This is a genomic window from Mycobacterium persicum (assembly GCF_002086915.1).
Lineage (GTDB): Bacteria > Actinomycetota > Actinomycetes > Mycobacteriales > Mycobacteriaceae > Mycobacterium > Mycobacterium persicum.
In genome coordinates this window covers 777,706-792,471 of record NZ_MWQA01000001.1, presented here as the reverse complement: position 1 = coordinate 792,471, position 14,766 = coordinate 777,706, and the positions used below count along the sequence as shown (strand labels likewise).

The 14,766-nt window shown below is 65.8% G+C and carries 16 protein-coding genes; 7 read left to right on the top strand and 9 right to left on the bottom strand.

Annotated elements, in window-relative coordinates; genetic code table 11:
* The first annotated feature begins 330 nt into the window (after positions 1 to 330).
* On the top strand, positions 331 to 1,053 hold the full coding sequence (locus B4U45_RS03540) for a haloacid dehalogenase type II (protein ID WP_075549346.1): 723 nt from the start codon (positions 331 to 333) through the stop codon (positions 1,051 to 1,053).
* 243 nt (positions 1,054 to 1,296) lie between these two features.
* Here B4U45_RS03540 and B4U45_RS03535 read toward each other — a convergent pair whose 3' ends face one another.
* Both B4U45_RS03535 and B4U45_RS03530 read right to left on the bottom strand, forming a co-directional pair.
* On the bottom strand, positions 1,297 to 1,629 hold the full coding sequence (locus tag B4U45_RS03535; protein WP_075549347.1) for a DUF202 domain-containing protein: 333 nt from the start codon (positions 1,627 to 1,629) through the stop codon (positions 1,297 to 1,299).
* Positions 1,626 to 2,015: a YidH family protein gene (locus B4U45_RS03530; protein ID WP_083155462.1), complete on the bottom strand. Its 390-nt coding sequence runs from the start codon at positions 2,013 to 2,015 to the stop codon at positions 1,626 to 1,628. Before B4U45_RS03530 ends, B4U45_RS03535 begins: the two co-directional genes overlap by 4 nt.
* A 303-nt stretch (positions 2,016 to 2,318) precedes the next feature.
* Between B4U45_RS03530 and B4U45_RS03525 the strand changes: the two genes are divergently transcribed.
* On the top strand, positions 2,319 to 3,746 hold the full coding sequence (locus tag B4U45_RS03525) for a cytochrome P450 (RefSeq protein WP_122526479.1): 1,428 nt from the start codon (positions 2,319 to 2,321) through the stop codon (positions 3,744 to 3,746).
* Positions 3,743 to 4,849 (top strand): sulfotransferase family protein, encoded by a 1,107-nt coding sequence (locus B4U45_RS03520; RefSeq protein WP_075549349.1) that lies wholly within the window; start codon positions 3,743 to 3,745, stop codon positions 4,847 to 4,849. The genes B4U45_RS03525 and B4U45_RS03520 overlap by 4 nt, the downstream gene beginning before the upstream one ends.
* 196 nt (positions 4,850 to 5,045) lie before the next feature.
* Here the strand turns inward: B4U45_RS03520 and B4U45_RS03515 are convergent, their stop codons facing one another.
* Positions 5,046 to 6,464, bottom strand: a complete 1,419-nt coding sequence (locus B4U45_RS03515; RefSeq protein ID WP_082275637.1) for an ABC1 kinase family protein — start codon at positions 6,462 to 6,464, stop codon at positions 5,046 to 5,048.
* 88 nt (positions 6,465 to 6,552) lie between these two features.
* Between B4U45_RS03515 and B4U45_RS03510 the strand changes: the two genes are divergently transcribed.
* Positions 6,553 to 7,341: a DUF5995 family protein gene (locus B4U45_RS03510; RefSeq protein WP_075549350.1), complete on the top strand. Its 789-nt coding sequence runs from the start codon at positions 6,553 to 6,555 to the stop codon at positions 7,339 to 7,341.
* On the opposite strand, the gene B4U45_RS03505 is transcribed toward B4U45_RS03510, so the two are convergent.
* Complete coding sequence (locus tag B4U45_RS03505) at positions 7,335 to 7,787, bottom strand: hypothetical protein (RefSeq protein WP_075549351.1); 453 nt, start codon at positions 7,785 to 7,787, stop codon at positions 7,335 to 7,337. The genes B4U45_RS03510 and B4U45_RS03505 overlap by 7 nt on opposite strands.
* Here B4U45_RS03505 and B4U45_RS28870 point away from each other — a divergent pair.
* On the top strand, positions 7,712 to 7,876 hold the full coding sequence (locus B4U45_RS28870; RefSeq protein ID WP_241780337.1) for a hypothetical protein: 165 nt from the start codon (positions 7,712 to 7,714) through the stop codon (positions 7,874 to 7,876). The two genes, B4U45_RS03505 and B4U45_RS28870, sit on opposite strands and share 76 nt — an antisense overlap.
* A gap of 67 nt (positions 7,877 to 7,943) precedes the next feature.
* Here the strand turns inward: B4U45_RS28870 and B4U45_RS03500 are convergent, their stop codons facing one another.
* Positions 7,944 to 8,513 (bottom strand): ester cyclase, encoded by a 570-nt coding sequence (locus tag B4U45_RS03500; RefSeq protein WP_075549352.1) that lies wholly within the window; start codon positions 8,511 to 8,513, stop codon positions 7,944 to 7,946.
* A 107-nt stretch (positions 8,514 to 8,620) separates the two neighbouring features.
* Here B4U45_RS03500 and B4U45_RS03495 point away from each other — a divergent pair, with 107 nt between their 5' ends.
* Positions 8,621 to 9,238: a class I SAM-dependent methyltransferase gene (locus B4U45_RS03495; RefSeq protein WP_082275641.1), complete on the top strand. Its 618-nt coding sequence runs from the start codon at positions 8,621 to 8,623 to the stop codon at positions 9,236 to 9,238.
* Here the strand turns inward: B4U45_RS03495 and B4U45_RS03490 are convergent.
* The 4 genes from B4U45_RS03490 to B4U45_RS03475 form a co-directional block, all read right to left on the bottom strand.
* The gene (locus B4U45_RS03490; RefSeq protein ID WP_075549354.1) at positions 9,207 to 10,571 is read right to left on the bottom strand and encodes a flavin monoamine oxidase family protein; all 1,365 of its coding nucleotides are present in this window, start codon (positions 10,569 to 10,571) and stop codon (positions 9,207 to 9,209) included. The genes B4U45_RS03495 and B4U45_RS03490 overlap by 32 nt on opposite strands.
* A 1-nt stretch (position 10,572) precedes the next feature.
* Positions 10,573 to 11,874, bottom strand: a complete 1,302-nt coding sequence (locus tag B4U45_RS03485) for a cytochrome P450 (protein ID WP_075549355.1) — start codon at positions 11,872 to 11,874, stop codon at positions 10,573 to 10,575.
* Between the two features lie 87 nt (positions 11,875 to 11,961).
* Positions 11,962 to 12,300, bottom strand: coding sequence for an MmpS family transport accessory protein (locus tag B4U45_RS03480; protein WP_240316439.1), 339 nt, complete (start codon positions 12,298 to 12,300; stop codon positions 11,962 to 11,964).
* Between the two features lie 59 nt (positions 12,301 to 12,359).
* Complete coding sequence (locus tag B4U45_RS03475) at positions 12,360 to 13,613, bottom strand: MFS transporter (RefSeq protein ID WP_075549356.1); 1,254 nt, start codon at positions 13,611 to 13,613, stop codon at positions 12,360 to 12,362.
* 40 nt (positions 13,614 to 13,653) lie between these two features.
* Here B4U45_RS03475 and B4U45_RS03470 point away from each other — a divergent pair, with 40 nt between their 5' ends.
* The gene (locus B4U45_RS03470) at positions 13,654 to 14,739 is read left to right on the top strand and encodes an NAD(P)H-dependent amine dehydrogenase family protein (protein ID WP_075549357.1); all 1,086 of its coding nucleotides are present in this window, start codon (positions 13,654 to 13,656) and stop codon (positions 14,737 to 14,739) included.
* The last annotated feature ends 27 nt before the right edge of the window (positions 14,740 to 14,766 follow it).

The window sequence follows — 14,766 nt, the reverse complement described above, 5'->3', positions numbered from 1 at the left end:
CCGACGAGTGGCGCCCGAAGATGGTGTTCGCGGGTTGGTGCGGCCCGCAGCGGTTGGTCTCCACACCGGATTCGATCACCGCTCGTTGTCGACGGGGTGTGTCGCCCGATTCGCAGCCGCACCGTTGCGTTACAGAATGCAAAGATATTTCCTAACGGAGATTGAAAGTCGGATTTCCGGCTCGAGCGGACGCCCGAACGGCCCCGGCTAATGCCGCCATTCTCGCCACGGTCAGCGCAAATGCCGCGCCTTAGCATAGTTTTCAAACGTCAGGTCACCGACGTCGGGCCTGCGGAAATTATTTTCGGCACGCCGCACCACCGTTTGCGGATGAGGCTGCATGATGAACCCATGGTGAAAGCGATACTTTTCGACGTGCAGGGTACGGCGACGGATTTCCATTCGACCGTCTGTGACGAGGCGCAGCGGATTAGCGCCGGCCGACACCCGGGTGTGGATTGGCCAGCGGTGGTCACGCGCTGGCGGGCCGGCTACTTCACCACGTTGAAAGCCGCACCGAGCGAGCATGGCAAGTGGATCTCGGTGTACTCGGTGTATCGGCGCTCACTCGACACGGTGCTCGACGAATCCGGAATCACCGATTTCTCCGCCGCCGAGCGTGACGAACTCACCCTGGCCTGGCAACGCCTGAGGCCGTGGCCGGACACGGTGGCCGGACTGACCCGGCTGAAAAAGGACTACACGCTCGCCACCCTGTCGAACGCCGACGTCAGTGCGGTGATCAACATTTCCAAACGGGCGGGTTTGCCGTGGGATGCGATCTTCGCCGCGGAGATGGTGGGGGCATTCAAACCAGATCCGGCCGTCTACCATATGGCCGCGACCTACCTGGGACTCGAACCAGCCGAGATCATGATGGTGGCAAGCCACAAGTACGACATCCGTGCCGCGGCCGAACTCGGATTCCGCACCGCTTTTGTCGCCCGCCCGCTGGAATTCGGTCCCGGCGGTGACGCCGATGTGGCTTACGAAGACGAGTTCGACATCAACGCCGCCGATTTCCTCGACCTTGCCGATCAACTCGGCTGCTAACTGTCCGTTCATCGAAAGAAATACCACGGCAATGGAATTCGGCAGACAGTTGCCGCATTGACGGCGCGCTACCTTATAGCGAGCGGAAGTTTCGACCGATACCCACTCGGAGGCCCAGCCGTAATGACCGAGCCGTCGAAAGAAGAGCCGATTCGGAGAATCGGGCCGCTACGGCCGCGCAGATCGAGGAGCTTCGCACCGAGATCCGGATATTGAGCGAACAATGGCGCCGCGATCAAGCCGCTACAGCAGTTGGGCAGCCGCGGTCACGACCATGAGCACCAGCACCGCCGTACCGACGATGTAGACCTGGCGGCGGGCAGTGATTCGGGTCTGCCTCGGGCGGCTCAGCGTTCGCTGCCGCTGCCAGGCGATCGCGTAGCCGCACGAGGCCGCCAGGGCGGCCAGCGCGGCCGGGATCAACCCCGCCGCTCCGTGGTGGCCGCGCAGATTCTTGAGCGTCAGCAACACCCCGTTGACCAGCAATGCGAACGACGTCCGGGTCCAGGCCAGCGTTGTCCGTTCCGCCTGCAGCCCGCGATCCGATGTCCCGCTCGGCGTTGCCGGTCGGCTCAACCCCGGACCGCCTTGACGATCACCAAACCGAGCGCGACGATCCCGACCAGGGCCAGACCCACGGCAAGGTATGCGGGCGTGGGGTGACGGGGCAACGGCAGGCCACGGCGCATGGCTCGGTCGGCCTGCTGCCAGCGCAGCAGGCCCATCCCGCTGGTGAGGATTGCCAGCGCCGCGAGCGCCACACCCAGCACCCGGCGGGCGCCGGGGATCGCCAGCTCCGGGACGAGTTGCACCAGTGCGACCGCGGCGGCGAGCAGTCCCAGGGCGGTGCGCTGCCAAGCCAGGAACGTCCGCTCGTTGGCCAGGGTGAACCGGTAGTCGGGCTCGGTCTCGGCTGGGCAGTCAGCGCCCTGCGTGCCAGCGGGCGTGTGGTGATCGGCCACGGGGCAACTCCCAGAGAAAGTCGGGGGACAGGCGCTCGACGTCGACCGAGTGTAGCCAGGGCCCGTGCCGTGGCGCGGTGAAATGCTCTGCTGAGAAACGACTCCGATCCGGGGTCGCCCGGTCCGGTCGCCGTGGCGTCCGCGCCGAAATGTCGTCGGCTCGCATTTAGTCGGCCTAAGCACCTGACCAGCGGTTTCGGCTTCGTATCGGTTTGCCGAACTGGCCACCCAGCGCCCGGCCCGCCGCTACTCTGTCAATGTTCTGGAGCTGCTTGGGCCTGTGTAGGCCGGTATCGGAGGGTCATGACCAGTTCCGAGGTGGCGGTGCCGCGCGGTGGATGCCCGATGGCGCGTGGCTTACCCGGGCGCGGGCCGACCACGTACGGCTCGACTCGGACTTCGTCCGGTTGGTTTGATCTCGAGGGGAACGCGCTGTGGCGCGACGCGCGGGTGGTCGGGACCTATGGCCCGGAGGTCGCGATGCGCCTCGCGCTCCGGGCCGCCGGCAAGGTCCGGTCGCGGCTGGACGGCAAACGTTCCCAAAAGCAGGTGCAGCTCACCGATTTCGATCCGTTCGATCCGGTGACAGCCGCAGACCCCTACCCGCATTACCGGGAGCTGCTGGCGGGCGAGCGGGTCCAGTACAACCCCAAACGCGACGTCTACATCGTGAGTCGATACGCCGACGTCCGCGAAGCCGCGCGCAACCACCACGCGTTGTCCAGCGCCGGCGGAGTCACCTTTTCCCGCTTGTGCTTGCCCTTCCTTCCGACCTCTGACCCGCCGACACACACCCGGTTGCGCAAGCAGCTGGCGCCGAGTATGGCGCGCGGGGCGGTGGAGTCATGGCGTCCGATGGTCGATCGACTGGCCCACGAGTTGGTCGTCGAACTACTGACCCGGACGCCCGCGGACGTCGTCGCCACCGTGGCCGCACCGCTGCCGATGCGCACCATCACCACCGTTCTGGGCGTGCCGGAACCCGACGAGACCATGTTCTGCCGGTTGTCCAACCAGGCGGCTCGGATCACCGACGTCACCCTGTCGGCTTCCGGACTGGTTTCGCTTGCGCAGGGCTTCAACGGTTTTCGGCGATTGCGGGCGCTCTTCACGCAGCGGCGCGCCAATGGGCTCCTGGGCGCGCACACCGTCTTCGGCAGACTCGCCGCGCATGCCGAGCACGGTCGCCTCAGCGATGACGAACTCTTCTTTTTCGCGGTGTTGTTGCTGGTTGCCGGCTATGAGAGCACCGCGCATATGATCAGCACGTTGTTTCTCACGCTGGCCGAGTTTCCCGATCAGCTCAGGCTCCTGGCGCGCCGACCCAATCTGATTCCCTCGGCGATCGAAGAGCAACTTCGCTTCGTGTCTCCGATCCAGAACATCTGCCGCACCACGCGAGTCGACTATCAGGTCGGCGGGGCGATCATCCCGGCGGGCTCGCTGGTGCTGCTGGCGTGGGGCGCTGCGAATCGCGACCCGCGCCAGTACGACGATCCGGACGTCTTTCGTGCCGACCGCAACCCGACCGGTCATCTTGCGTTCGGCTCCGGCATCCACCTGTGTCCCGGGACCCAGCTGGCGCGGATGGAGGGCCACGCCGTGCTACGCGAGATCGTCACCAACATCGACCGGATCGACGTGGTCGACGCCCCGGTATGGACGACGAGCGCCAACCTTCGCGGCCCGACCCTGCTCCGGGTTGCCGTGACACCCCGCGCATCTCGATGAAGACGCCCCGCTCATGGTGGCATGAGTGGGCAGCGCCGCTGTGGATCGGCTGCAATTTGTCCGCCTGGACGCGCCTGCTGATCCAGAACCGCTTCGCGGTGCACTGGAGCCGCTGGCACTTCGCGGTGCTCTACACGTTTCTCAGCGTGGTGAATTCTGTTCTGGGACTTTGCCAGCAGGCCGTGTTCGGCAGGCGCGTGGCCGAAACGGTGATCGCCGATCCACCGGTGTTCATCGTCGGGCACTGGCGCACCGGCACCACGTTGCTGCACGAACTGCTGGTCCTCGACGATCACCACACCGCGCCTACCGGCTACGAATGCCTTGCGCCGCAACATTTCCTGCTGACCGAGTGGTTCGCGCGCTGGGCGGGCTTCCTGGTGCCCAAGCATCGGCCCATGGACAACATGGAGTTGAGCCTGCAGCACCCCCAGGAAGACGAATTCATCTGGTGCGTGCAGGGACTGCCGTCGCCGTACCTGGCCATTGCCTTCCCCAACCGGCCGCTGGCACACGAGCGGTATCTGGACTTGGAGCAATTGACGCCACGAGAACTGGAAGCGTGGAAGCGAACCCTGTTCCGGTTCGTCCAGCAGCTGTACTTCCGCCGTCGCAAGACGGTGATCCTGAAAAACCCCATCCACAGTTTTCGGATCAAGGTGCTGCTGGACATTTTTCCGCAAGCGAAGTTCATCCACATCGTCCGAGACCCGTATGTCGTCTACCCGTCGACCATTCACCTTCACAAAGCGTTCACCCGGATACACGCCCTGCAGCGACCGACGTTCGCGGGGCTGGACGACAAGGTCGTGTCCACCTACGTCGACCTGTACCGGAAGCTGGAGGAAGGACGCAAGCGTGTTGACCCGTCGCGCTTTTACGAATTGCGCTATGAAGACCTGGTCGCCAATCCCGAAGGTCAGCTGAGCCGACTGTACGAGCACCTGGGACTGGGCGACTTCGAGCGGCTGCGACCGGCGCTGCGCCAGTATTTCGCCGAGCGGGCGGACTACGAAACCAACACCTACCAATTGACCGCCGAACAACGGGCGACCGTGACACAACGCTGGGGCGAGGTCATCGACCGCTACGGGTACCGGTAAAGGGAACGTCGGCCGCCCACGGCTGACGGCTGACCAGATCGGCGACCGGGACCCGTCCGCGCCGCCGGAACCGGGTCAGGTTTCATTCCGCGCTGAGAGCGACGAAGTCGCAGTCAGCAGGCTCCAGGCGCAGACTGGACGCCCTGGATGCAGACTCGCGCGTCAAACACCCGGGAAACGACGGGCGGGTCAGCTGTTAGGGATGGTCATGGCGGTCCAACCCGAACGGCAGACCACGCCGGCGCACCCAAGCGTGATGCTGCTGGCCCAACGGTGTGACCGGCTGCGCGACGCCGTCGAGGTCGTCGGCGATCGACCGGGCGTGCACACTGGCCCCGAGCATGGCGCATATTGCATTGACGTTGAGGCTGATTCGCGACATGAAAACCAGGTCCTCGGGCAGTGACATGCGACGAACCGGGTGGTCGGGCGACAGCGGGACCAGTGCCCGCAGCGCTCGCCGCGACGTGTCCCTGGTGAAGGTGACCGGCTGCGGGCCCAGGGCCTCCTGAAGGATCTCGGCCCACCATTGGTACACCTGGGCGGCGCTCAGGCCGGAATCGGCGGTCAGAAAGCCCGCGGCCACCATGAGCTCGCGCAGCTGGTGAGCCCTTCCGTCCAGCGCCGCCCGGACCGTGTGCATGTACGTGTGGCGAAACGGCTCGGGAACGACCTTCACGCAGCCGAAGTCGAGAAAGCTGACCCGCCCGTCGGAGCCGAACCGGTAGTTGCCGGGGTGCGGATCGGCGTGAAACAGATTGGCGTGGCGGGCCGAACCGGTGGCAAACCGCAAGATGACCTCGGCCCAGCGGTTCTTGAGCTCCTGGTCCGCGTCTTGGGCTGCAGCCCAATCCATTCCGTCCAGATAGGTCATTGTCAACACTCGGTCGCCGGATGCTTCGGCAACGACGTCCGGGATCCGGATGAACGGGTGGTCGCGGTACAGCCCGGCGAACGCGGCGATGTTGGCCGCTTCGTGGCGGTAGTCGATTTCCTCGCCGATGCGAGCGGCGACTTCGCGCGCGGCCCGCTTGACATCGGTCTGAATCACGTTGCCCAACGTCGTGGACACCAGCCGCAGAAAGCTCGCCAGCAATTCGGTGTTGGCCAGATCGTCGCGGATGGCTTCGGCCGCGCCCGGATACTGAATTTTGACCGCCACTCGGCGACCATCGGGCAGCACCGCCCGGTGCACCTGCCCGATGGAGGCAGCAGCCATCGGCTCGTCGGCGAACTCGGCGAAGACCTCCTCGGCCGGCCGGCCAAGATCGGCCTGCAGCACCTCGCGAGCCAGGGCCGGATCCATCGGCGGGGCATCGGCCTGCAGGTGCGCCAGCGCGGCCTGGTAACCGGAAAACTGGCCGTTACCAACCCAACTCGTGTCCATCACGGAAAGAATCTGCCCGGCTTTCATCAACACGCCCTTGGAGCGGCCCAATAGTTCTGAGTACCGCTCGGCGGTGCGTTCGTGGAAGCGGGCGACCGCGCCGGTGTCGCCGGTTTTCTCCCGTAGTCCTGCTACGATGCGCCCGCCCGCGGCGCGGGCGGCGAAACCGGCCAACGGCATGGTCCGCCGGATCCGCCCCTGCGGGACCGGGTTGTCACTGTTTGCCATAGTGACCCTCCCGCGGGCGCTGCGGTTGGACGCGTGAAACCGCCTGATGATGCTACCCGTGGTCGGCCGGCGTTGGATACTAAACGGCATGCCGCCCCCGCTACCGCGCGTCGACACCCGCGACGACATCGTCGCCGCGCTGCAATCGATCATCGACTGGTCCGTTGACACGGCGAACCCGGCCGGGTATTTCGCGGTCATGTACAAGCGGTCGACCATCGCGATTGGTGATGCCATTGACCGCGGAGTGTTCGAGGACGGACCACGCACAACCCGGTTTGGCTTGACGTTCGCCCGGCGTTATTTTGATGCCCTGCACCGCTATTTCGGCAGCGGCACGGGCCAACCGTCGCAGGTGTGGCAGGTCGCCTTCGAGACCAACGACAGCGAGGAACCAATCATGTTGCAGCACATGCTCACCGCGATGAATGCCCACGACACCTTCGATCTGGGTATCACCGCCGCCGATACCGCCGGTGATTCCTTGGAGCCGCTGCGCAACGACTTCGACGCGGTCAATGCCATTCTGGTGAACCAGGCCAACGTCATAGCCGACGCCACGGAACAGATCTCGCCGGGCTTTGCCCGCTACCGCAGCCAGTTGACCGGTGACGACACCGGCCTGCTCACCGCAGAGCTGCGGCAATCTCGGGACATGGCATGGACCTTCGCGCAGCAGCTGCTGGTCGAGCCGGAGTGCAACCGGTCCAAAGTCATTGACGATCACGACACGATTTTTGCCTGGTGGATCAGACGCCACCTGAACCCGCCACCGCCACTGTCGGAATGGGTCGAGGTGATTGCGCGGGAGGAAAGCCGTGACACCGCCCACAACATCCGTGTCCTCGACCGCATCGCGTCGAGAGCGCGTCAGTGACGCGCGGATCCGGTGAGAAGCTGACCGTTCGGCGCTTGCAGTAGGCAGATGACGGTGCTCGGGGTGGGATTTGCCCCCGTTCTGTCTTGGTTGGAGTCGATCAGGTAAGTCATCGAATATGCGCCGTTGGCCACCGATTGCCCGGTGTACGACACGATCCCGGCGGCGCATTCGCGATTAGCGACGGCGCCGATGGCGTTGTCGACCCCCACCGGCACACGCAGATATACCTCGGCCAAATGCGGTGTCCCGCAGTCGACCACGGTGACGGTGATCCGGCTGAGGTCGGCCGGTGGCAGGTCGGCCACGCAGTCGCCGACCTGCAGCGCAATCCATTTCTCGGTGCGCGGGCCTGCCGGGGTGGGGGGGCGTGCTGGTGCGCACGGCCGCTGTTGCCGGCTTACTGCCGGCCGGGCTGGGGCCGGCCCGGACGCTGTTGGTGGCACAGCCCGCCGACAGCGCGGCCGCCAAGAGCGCGGCCGCCAAGAGCGCAGCCGCCGACAGTGCGGCCGCCGACTGGCCGCACACCGGGTGACGGATTCGTTGCCTCATCGCAGCGGGATTCTCGAGCATCGGGGACCTCGGTGCGAAAGCGTACTCGCCTACGTCCGGGCTTCGGCGAACGCTGGCGGCGTGGTGTTGGTCAATGCGGGGTCCGGTTGCTCCGACGACATCGCCAGCAAGCCACGCAGGCAGCGTGCGGCCAATAGCCAGTTCGCCGGCTTCTTCGGATCTAGTCCGCCGACCAGTTGCTTGATCATCGTCAGGGTGTCGAAGTAAATACGTTCGCAGACAAGTGTTTCGGTGTCGTCGAAGACGAAGTGCGCGGTCATCCGGACCCGGAACCGGCTCCCGGTGGGCGGGATCTTGCCGAGGTAGCCGCAATGGGTTCCCATCAGCCAGAACTCGACGATCACCGCATCGGCGCTGTGCCGCAAGGCGATGATTTCGTGGTCCTGGTCCGGGAACGCCGTCCGGGTGTCGGCGTAGTAACCGCGTACCGCCTCGTTGCCGTCGTGGACGGTCAGTTGCGGGATCAGCTCGTAACGCGGATGCGGGAACGTCGACAGCACGGCGTCCCAGTCCTGGCGGACCTCGTCATGGAAGTGGTCGAGGACCAGTTTCTGCCGGGCAGCCAGCACGTCGGCGTCGGGGAATGCGGGAATGGACATGCCTGAGAGTAAACGCTGTAGCCGGCGCCATCGAGTGGTGGCATCCACCGGCGCGGCCGCAGCGGGTCGCCCACCCTCCGAGAGGTTTTCCGGGCACAATGATCGCCATGCAGCTGCCGTCGCCACCGGGTCTCGTGGACGCGCTGAACGTCGTGCGGCCGTCGGCCAGATTACGCGGCCAGGCCGAAGCGCTCGCGGGCTATCTCGACGAGGCGGACAGCGTCCTGGACGTCGGGTGCGGAACCGGCCATCTGTCGGCGTATCTGGGGCAGATGTATGGGGTGACCGCCAGCGGCGTGGACGTGGCGGACTTCCGTCGGGCGCCGGTGCCGTTCCGGCTATTCGACGGCACGTCGATTCCCTTACCCGACAATGCATTTGACCACGTTGTGCTCAGCGAGGTGCTGCATCACAGCCACGATCCGGTGGCCTTGGTCAAGGAATGTCACCGGGTCGCACGTCGTAGTGTCATGGTGTTCGAGGACATGCCGGACGGCCGCCTTGGCAAGCTGATCCTTCGCGCCCACGTGGAGGTGTTCGCGTGGTACTACCGGTACCCATTTCCGCCGGCTGACATCGGCACCTATCGCTTGGCGCTGAACTGGTTGGCCCAGAACGCTTCTCGCGTAACGCGATTTCCGCAGCCGCCCGAATGGCTGAGCATCTACCCGCGGGTGCTGTTCGTGTATTCGCTCAAGCCGCCGTCAGCGTCTCGGTCGACATGACTTCGTTGGCGGCCCGCTCACCGGAGCGAATCGCGCCGTCGATCCAGCCGCACATGGTGGCCGATGTCTCGGTGCCCGCCCAGTGAATGCGCCCGCACGGCCTGCGTAACGCATGCCCGAACTGGGTGAGCACACCCGGCGGTGCGTGGCTGATCATGCCACCCCCGGAATAACGCTCACGGCTCCAGTTCTGCTCCACGTAGTCCACCGGCCTTCCGGACTTGGCGCCGAACCGGTCCACCAGGGCGTCGAGCACCGCCTGGCGGCGGCCGGCCTCGTCAAGGCGCTCGTATTGCCGCGCAATGGGACCCTCGATGACCACCACCAGCACGCCGGGGCCGCCGGTGTCGGGGCAGCCGTCGATAGTGAGCGTCGCCAGCGATCCCGGCGCAGCGCTTTGGCCGGAGAGGCCGCAGCCGCGCCAGAATGGCTCGTCATAGACGATCGAGACCTTGACGATCGCGCCGCTGGGCATCCGCTGATGCAGAAACGACCGATCGGTGGGAAGCATTGGCTCATAAGCGATGTGGCTGGCGATGGCCAGCGGCACCGCCACGATGACCCGACCGGCCCGCACCGTCAGACCGTCCGCTTGTACGGTGACGCCGTCGGAGTCCTGGCTGATGGAACGCACCGGGCGGGACAGCGTGATCGCGTCATCCAGCTCGGCGGCCATCGGCCGGTAGATGGCACCCATACCTCCCACCGGCCGAGAGTCTTGCGAGCCGCCCTCGCCACCCAGTACGAAACCGGGCCCACCGCCCGATGCCATCTGATAGAGAACGAACAGCATGGACACCTCGGAAGCGTCCGAGGTGTAGGTGCCGGCGATGGCGGTTTCCAGCAGGTCGTGGGCCGCCTTGGACATGACGTTGTTGCGCAGCCACTGGGCCAGCGTCATGCGATCCCACTTGGCGGCCTTCTTGGCTTCCCATGGCGCCTCGAGCGGGACCGTCTTGCACATTTGGCCGATTTCGAACATGGCGGCGCCCAGATTCAACGATGCCCACGGGCTCATGGTCCACGGCACCGTGCCCTGATAGCGGTGCTGTTTGCCGTCGACCACCATCATGGCTTCGCCGCCGGTGTACTGCTTGAAGGCCGAGACCCCGAATTCGTGCATCAGCGCATGGATTCGGTCCTGAGTCGGCCCGATCCAGGCGCCGCCCTTGTCGATCCAGGATCCGTCGTCACGCTCGACGGTGAACGTCCGGCCGCCGACCCGGTCCCGCGCCTCCAGCAACGTGACGGAACGACCGGCCTGCTTGAGCCGAAGCGCGGCCGTCAGACCGGCGAATCCGGCGCCCACCACGCAGACGTCGACGTCGGCCATCTCAATGACCCCAGGCCACCGGCAGCCGTTTGATGCCGTGAATGAACTGCGACAGCAACCGGGCCGGCTCCTCGGTCACGACGACATCGGGCATTTGCCGGCGCAATTCGTCGAACACCACCCTGATCTCGCGGCGAGCCAGGTTTGCCCCCAGGCAGAAATGCGCGCCGCCACCACCGAAACCCAAGTGCGGGTTGGGGTCGCGCGCCACGTCGAACCGCCACGGATCGGCAAATTTCGACTCATCCCGGTTGGCCGAGCAATACCACAGTGAGACCTTGTCGCCCGCGGCCATCGTGACGCCTCGGAGTTCGACGGCCTCACTCAGGGTGCGGCGCATGTAGACCACCGGAGAGGCCCAGCGCACAATCTCCTCGACCGCGGTATGCGCCAGTGCGTCGTAGTTCGACCACCACTTTTGTCGTTCCTCCGGATAGCGCGACAGCGCCAGCACGCCGTGGCTGATCGCGTTACGGGTGGTCTCGTTGCCGGCCACCACCAGCAGGATGAAGAACATCGCGATTTCCGACGACGACAGCCGCTCGCCGTCGACCTCGGCTTCCACCAGGCTCGTGGTCAGATCGTTGTGGTGGTTGACGCGGCGGTCTTCGGCCAGTGCGGTGGCATAGGCGCCGATGTCCATCGAAACGTGAAGAAACTCTTCGAAATCGGTGGTCAGATCCGGGTCACCGAACCCGAGAATCACATTGGTCCAATGGAATATCCGATGGTGGTCCTCTTCGGGAATCCCCATCATGTCGCAGATGATCTGCAACGGCAGCGGCCCGGCCAGCTCGCTGACCAGGTCGGCTTGGCCGTCGGGATGGTTGGTGATCATCGCCGCGACCAGCCGCTGCGCGCGGTCGCGCACCGACGCCTCGATGCGGGCCACCACCTTGGGCGTGAACGCCCTGCTGACGATGGAGCGCAGCCGCTGGTGCCGGGGATCGTCGAGCACGATCATCGAGCCGAAGTACTCGGCCAATTCCGGTGTCTGGTCGTTGATCGTGATGTTGGGGGAGGAATGGAACACCTCCGGATGGCGGCTGGCGAAGAAGACGTCGTCGTGGCGGGTCAGTGCCCAATGTCCGGCGCCACCGGTGAATCCCGGCAATTGGAGCGCCGGCCAGAACGAGACCGGGGCTTCCCGCCGCAAGGTGGCGAAGGCGCCGTCGCGAAAGTCGTCGTCGCGGCCCCAGAATTCCAGCGAACCCAGGTCGATGTCGGTGAGCGGAACCTCCGGCGGCGGCGTCCCGTTGGCTCGGGGCAGCAGGCCGGCATTGCGGTCAGTTTTGAGGTCCACCGTGCTCCTCCTTTGTCCCGCTTCGTCCTTGAAGGGTGACATCGGCGAGCTTAGACCGCCAGCGGTCGAGCTAGTGACCCGGCAATGTCAATGCGTGCAGACCGTGTGTCCGGGCGCGCCCGTCGCCGTCTGCTGCGTCACCACGTTGCCGTCGAGCAGAATTCTGCAGGTGATGCTGCCCGGCCCCTGCGCGCTGAGCACGAACACCTGCGCGCCGAAGGCGGTGAACTGCGCCGACCATGGCAGGCCCACATTGACCGCGCGCTTCTGACCGGTGTCGGTTTGGTACGAGATGTACTCGGCGACACCGCTGCCGCTCACCTCGTAGCGGACCTGCGGCAGCTGCGGCAGTGGATCCGCGTTCGCCAGGCCACATGTGGCGGTGAAGCCGATACCGAGAGCGCACACCGCCGCGGGTCCGCTCATGCGTGTGACGTGACGTAGCTTGGCTGCCGATCGACTGGTCATGGTTGTCCATCGTGTCATCACCTAGGACGGGGTGGAAGGGTTTCGGCTGTTGCGCCCGCACCGCGGGGCAACCCGATGGTGAACATGCTGAGCAGCGCAACCAACTGGATTGCGACCACCACCACGACCACCATGCCGGTGGAGATCTCGTACAGCCAGCCGACGAGGGCGCCACCGACCGCGCTTGCCGCGCCCAGCCCGGCCGCGAACACGCCGTACGCACTGGCTCGCCGTGGTGCGGGGACCATGTCGGCGACCACGGCCCGCAGCGTGGATTCCTGGATCCCCACGGCCGCACCCCACAGCAGCGCGCCCGCCACTATCATCGCGGTGTTGCCGCTGAAGGCGAACAAGACCACCATGCTCGACAGAAGCGGCAGTGCCGCAAGGCTTTTCCCGCCGAACCGGTCGTAGCTGTAGCCGGAAACCAAAGCGGCCAGCGCATCCGCGGCCATCGCGGCCGCGTAGACCAGCGGCACCGTGGCAGCGCTCAGCAAGCCGTGGGTGACCATGTGAAACGACAACAACCCGAACGTGGCGAAGCCGGACATGGTGATCGCGGTGAATCCGCAGTAGAGCCAGAACCGTGGCGGTAACTCCCAGAACCGTTGCGCTGCAACATCATCAGGTGACACTGCGCAAGCCGCTGGCCCTTCATAGGAGTCCGGATGCGGCACCCGGACCCGCAGCCACAGCAGCAGCGCCAGCGCCGCCGCACCTGGCAGCGCCAGCACCCCAAGCGCGGGCGCGTAGTCGTTACCGGTGACGGCGAGCACCCCCGCCACGGTCAGCGGGCCGATCACCGCCCCCACCTGGTCGAGCGCCTCGTGCACGGCAAAACCGCGGCCGCGACCGGTGACACTGGCGGCGTGCGACAGCAACGTGTCCTTGGCGGGACTGCGCACCGCCTTGCCGACACGCTCGGCGATCACCAAGCTGCAGGCGACCCACAACGCGCCCGCGACTCCCAGCAGCGGAACCGTGATCAGCGTCAGCGCGTAGCCGGCAACCGTCCACGCCCAGAATCGTCGGGTTCGATCTGCCAGCGGACCCGATACCAACCGCAGCGCCAACGCGGCGGCCTCGCCGATGCCGGTCACCACGCCGACCACCAGTCCGGTCGCACCCAGGGACGCCAGCAGCGGACCGGTGATCGACCGCGCGCCCTCGTAGACGAAGTCGGCGAGCAGGCTGACCACGCCGAACACCGCGACGAAGCGCCACGCACTCAACGCTGGCAGGCTTCGCACCGCTCCGATGCTAGAGGTCACGTCACCGCCCCCTAGGGTGAAGCCGGGAGGTGGCGGTTAAATGTCGCAACGGGACACTAAGCGAATAGTCGTCTGGGGCACCGGTTTCGTCGGCAAGATGGTGATCGCCGAAATCGTCAAGCATCCGCTGTTCGAGCTGGTCGGGGTCGGTGTCAGCAACCCCGGCAAGGTCGGGCGCGACGTCGGTGACATCTGCGGGCTGCCCGGGCCGGTGGGCATCGTCGCCACCGACGACGTCGACGCCCTGATCGCGCTCAAGCCTGACGCATTGGTGCACTACGGACCGACCGCGATGCGGGCCGACGCCAACATCGCGCTGATTACCCGGTTCCTGCGGGCCGGCATCGACGTGTGCTCGACCGCGATGACGCCGTGGATCTGGCCGACGATGCACCTGAACCCGCCGCAGTGGATCCAGCCGATCACCGAGGCGTGCGAGCTGGGGGAGTCGTCGTGTTTCACCACCGGCATTGACCCGGGATTCGCCAACGACCTGTTTCCGATGACCCTGATGGGGCTGTGTTCGGAAGTGCGGCGAGTGCGCGCCGCCGAGCTGCTGGACTACACCAACTACGAAGGCGACTACGAGAAAGAAATGGGCATCGGGCGGGAGCCCGAATTCAGCCCGATCCTGGAAAACCGCGACGTGTTGATTTTCGCGTGGGGCGCCACCGTCCCGATGATCGCCCACGCCGCCGGGATCATGCTCGACGAGATCACCACTACCTGGGACAAGTGGGTGACGCCCACCGAGCGTCACTCGGTGAAGGGCGTCATCAAGCCCGGCCAGGTCGCCGCCGTCCGCTTCACCATCAACGGCATCTACCGGGGCGAGACGCGCATTCAACTCGAGCACGTCAACCGCATCGGCCGCGACGCCGCGCCCGACTGGCCCTCAGGTCACGACGACGACGTCTACCGGGTGGACATCGACGGAACCCCGAGCATCTTCCAGGAAACCGCGTTCCGGTTCACCGACGGCTCGGGCCGCGATGCGGCCACCGCCGGATGCCTGGCGACCGGGATGCGGGCGCTCAACGCCGTCCCGGCCGTCAACGACCTGTCTCCGGGCTGGGTCACCGCGTTGGACCTGCCATTGATTCCCGGCGCGGGCACCATCCGCTGAGCCATGTCGTTATACAGCTCGCGCATA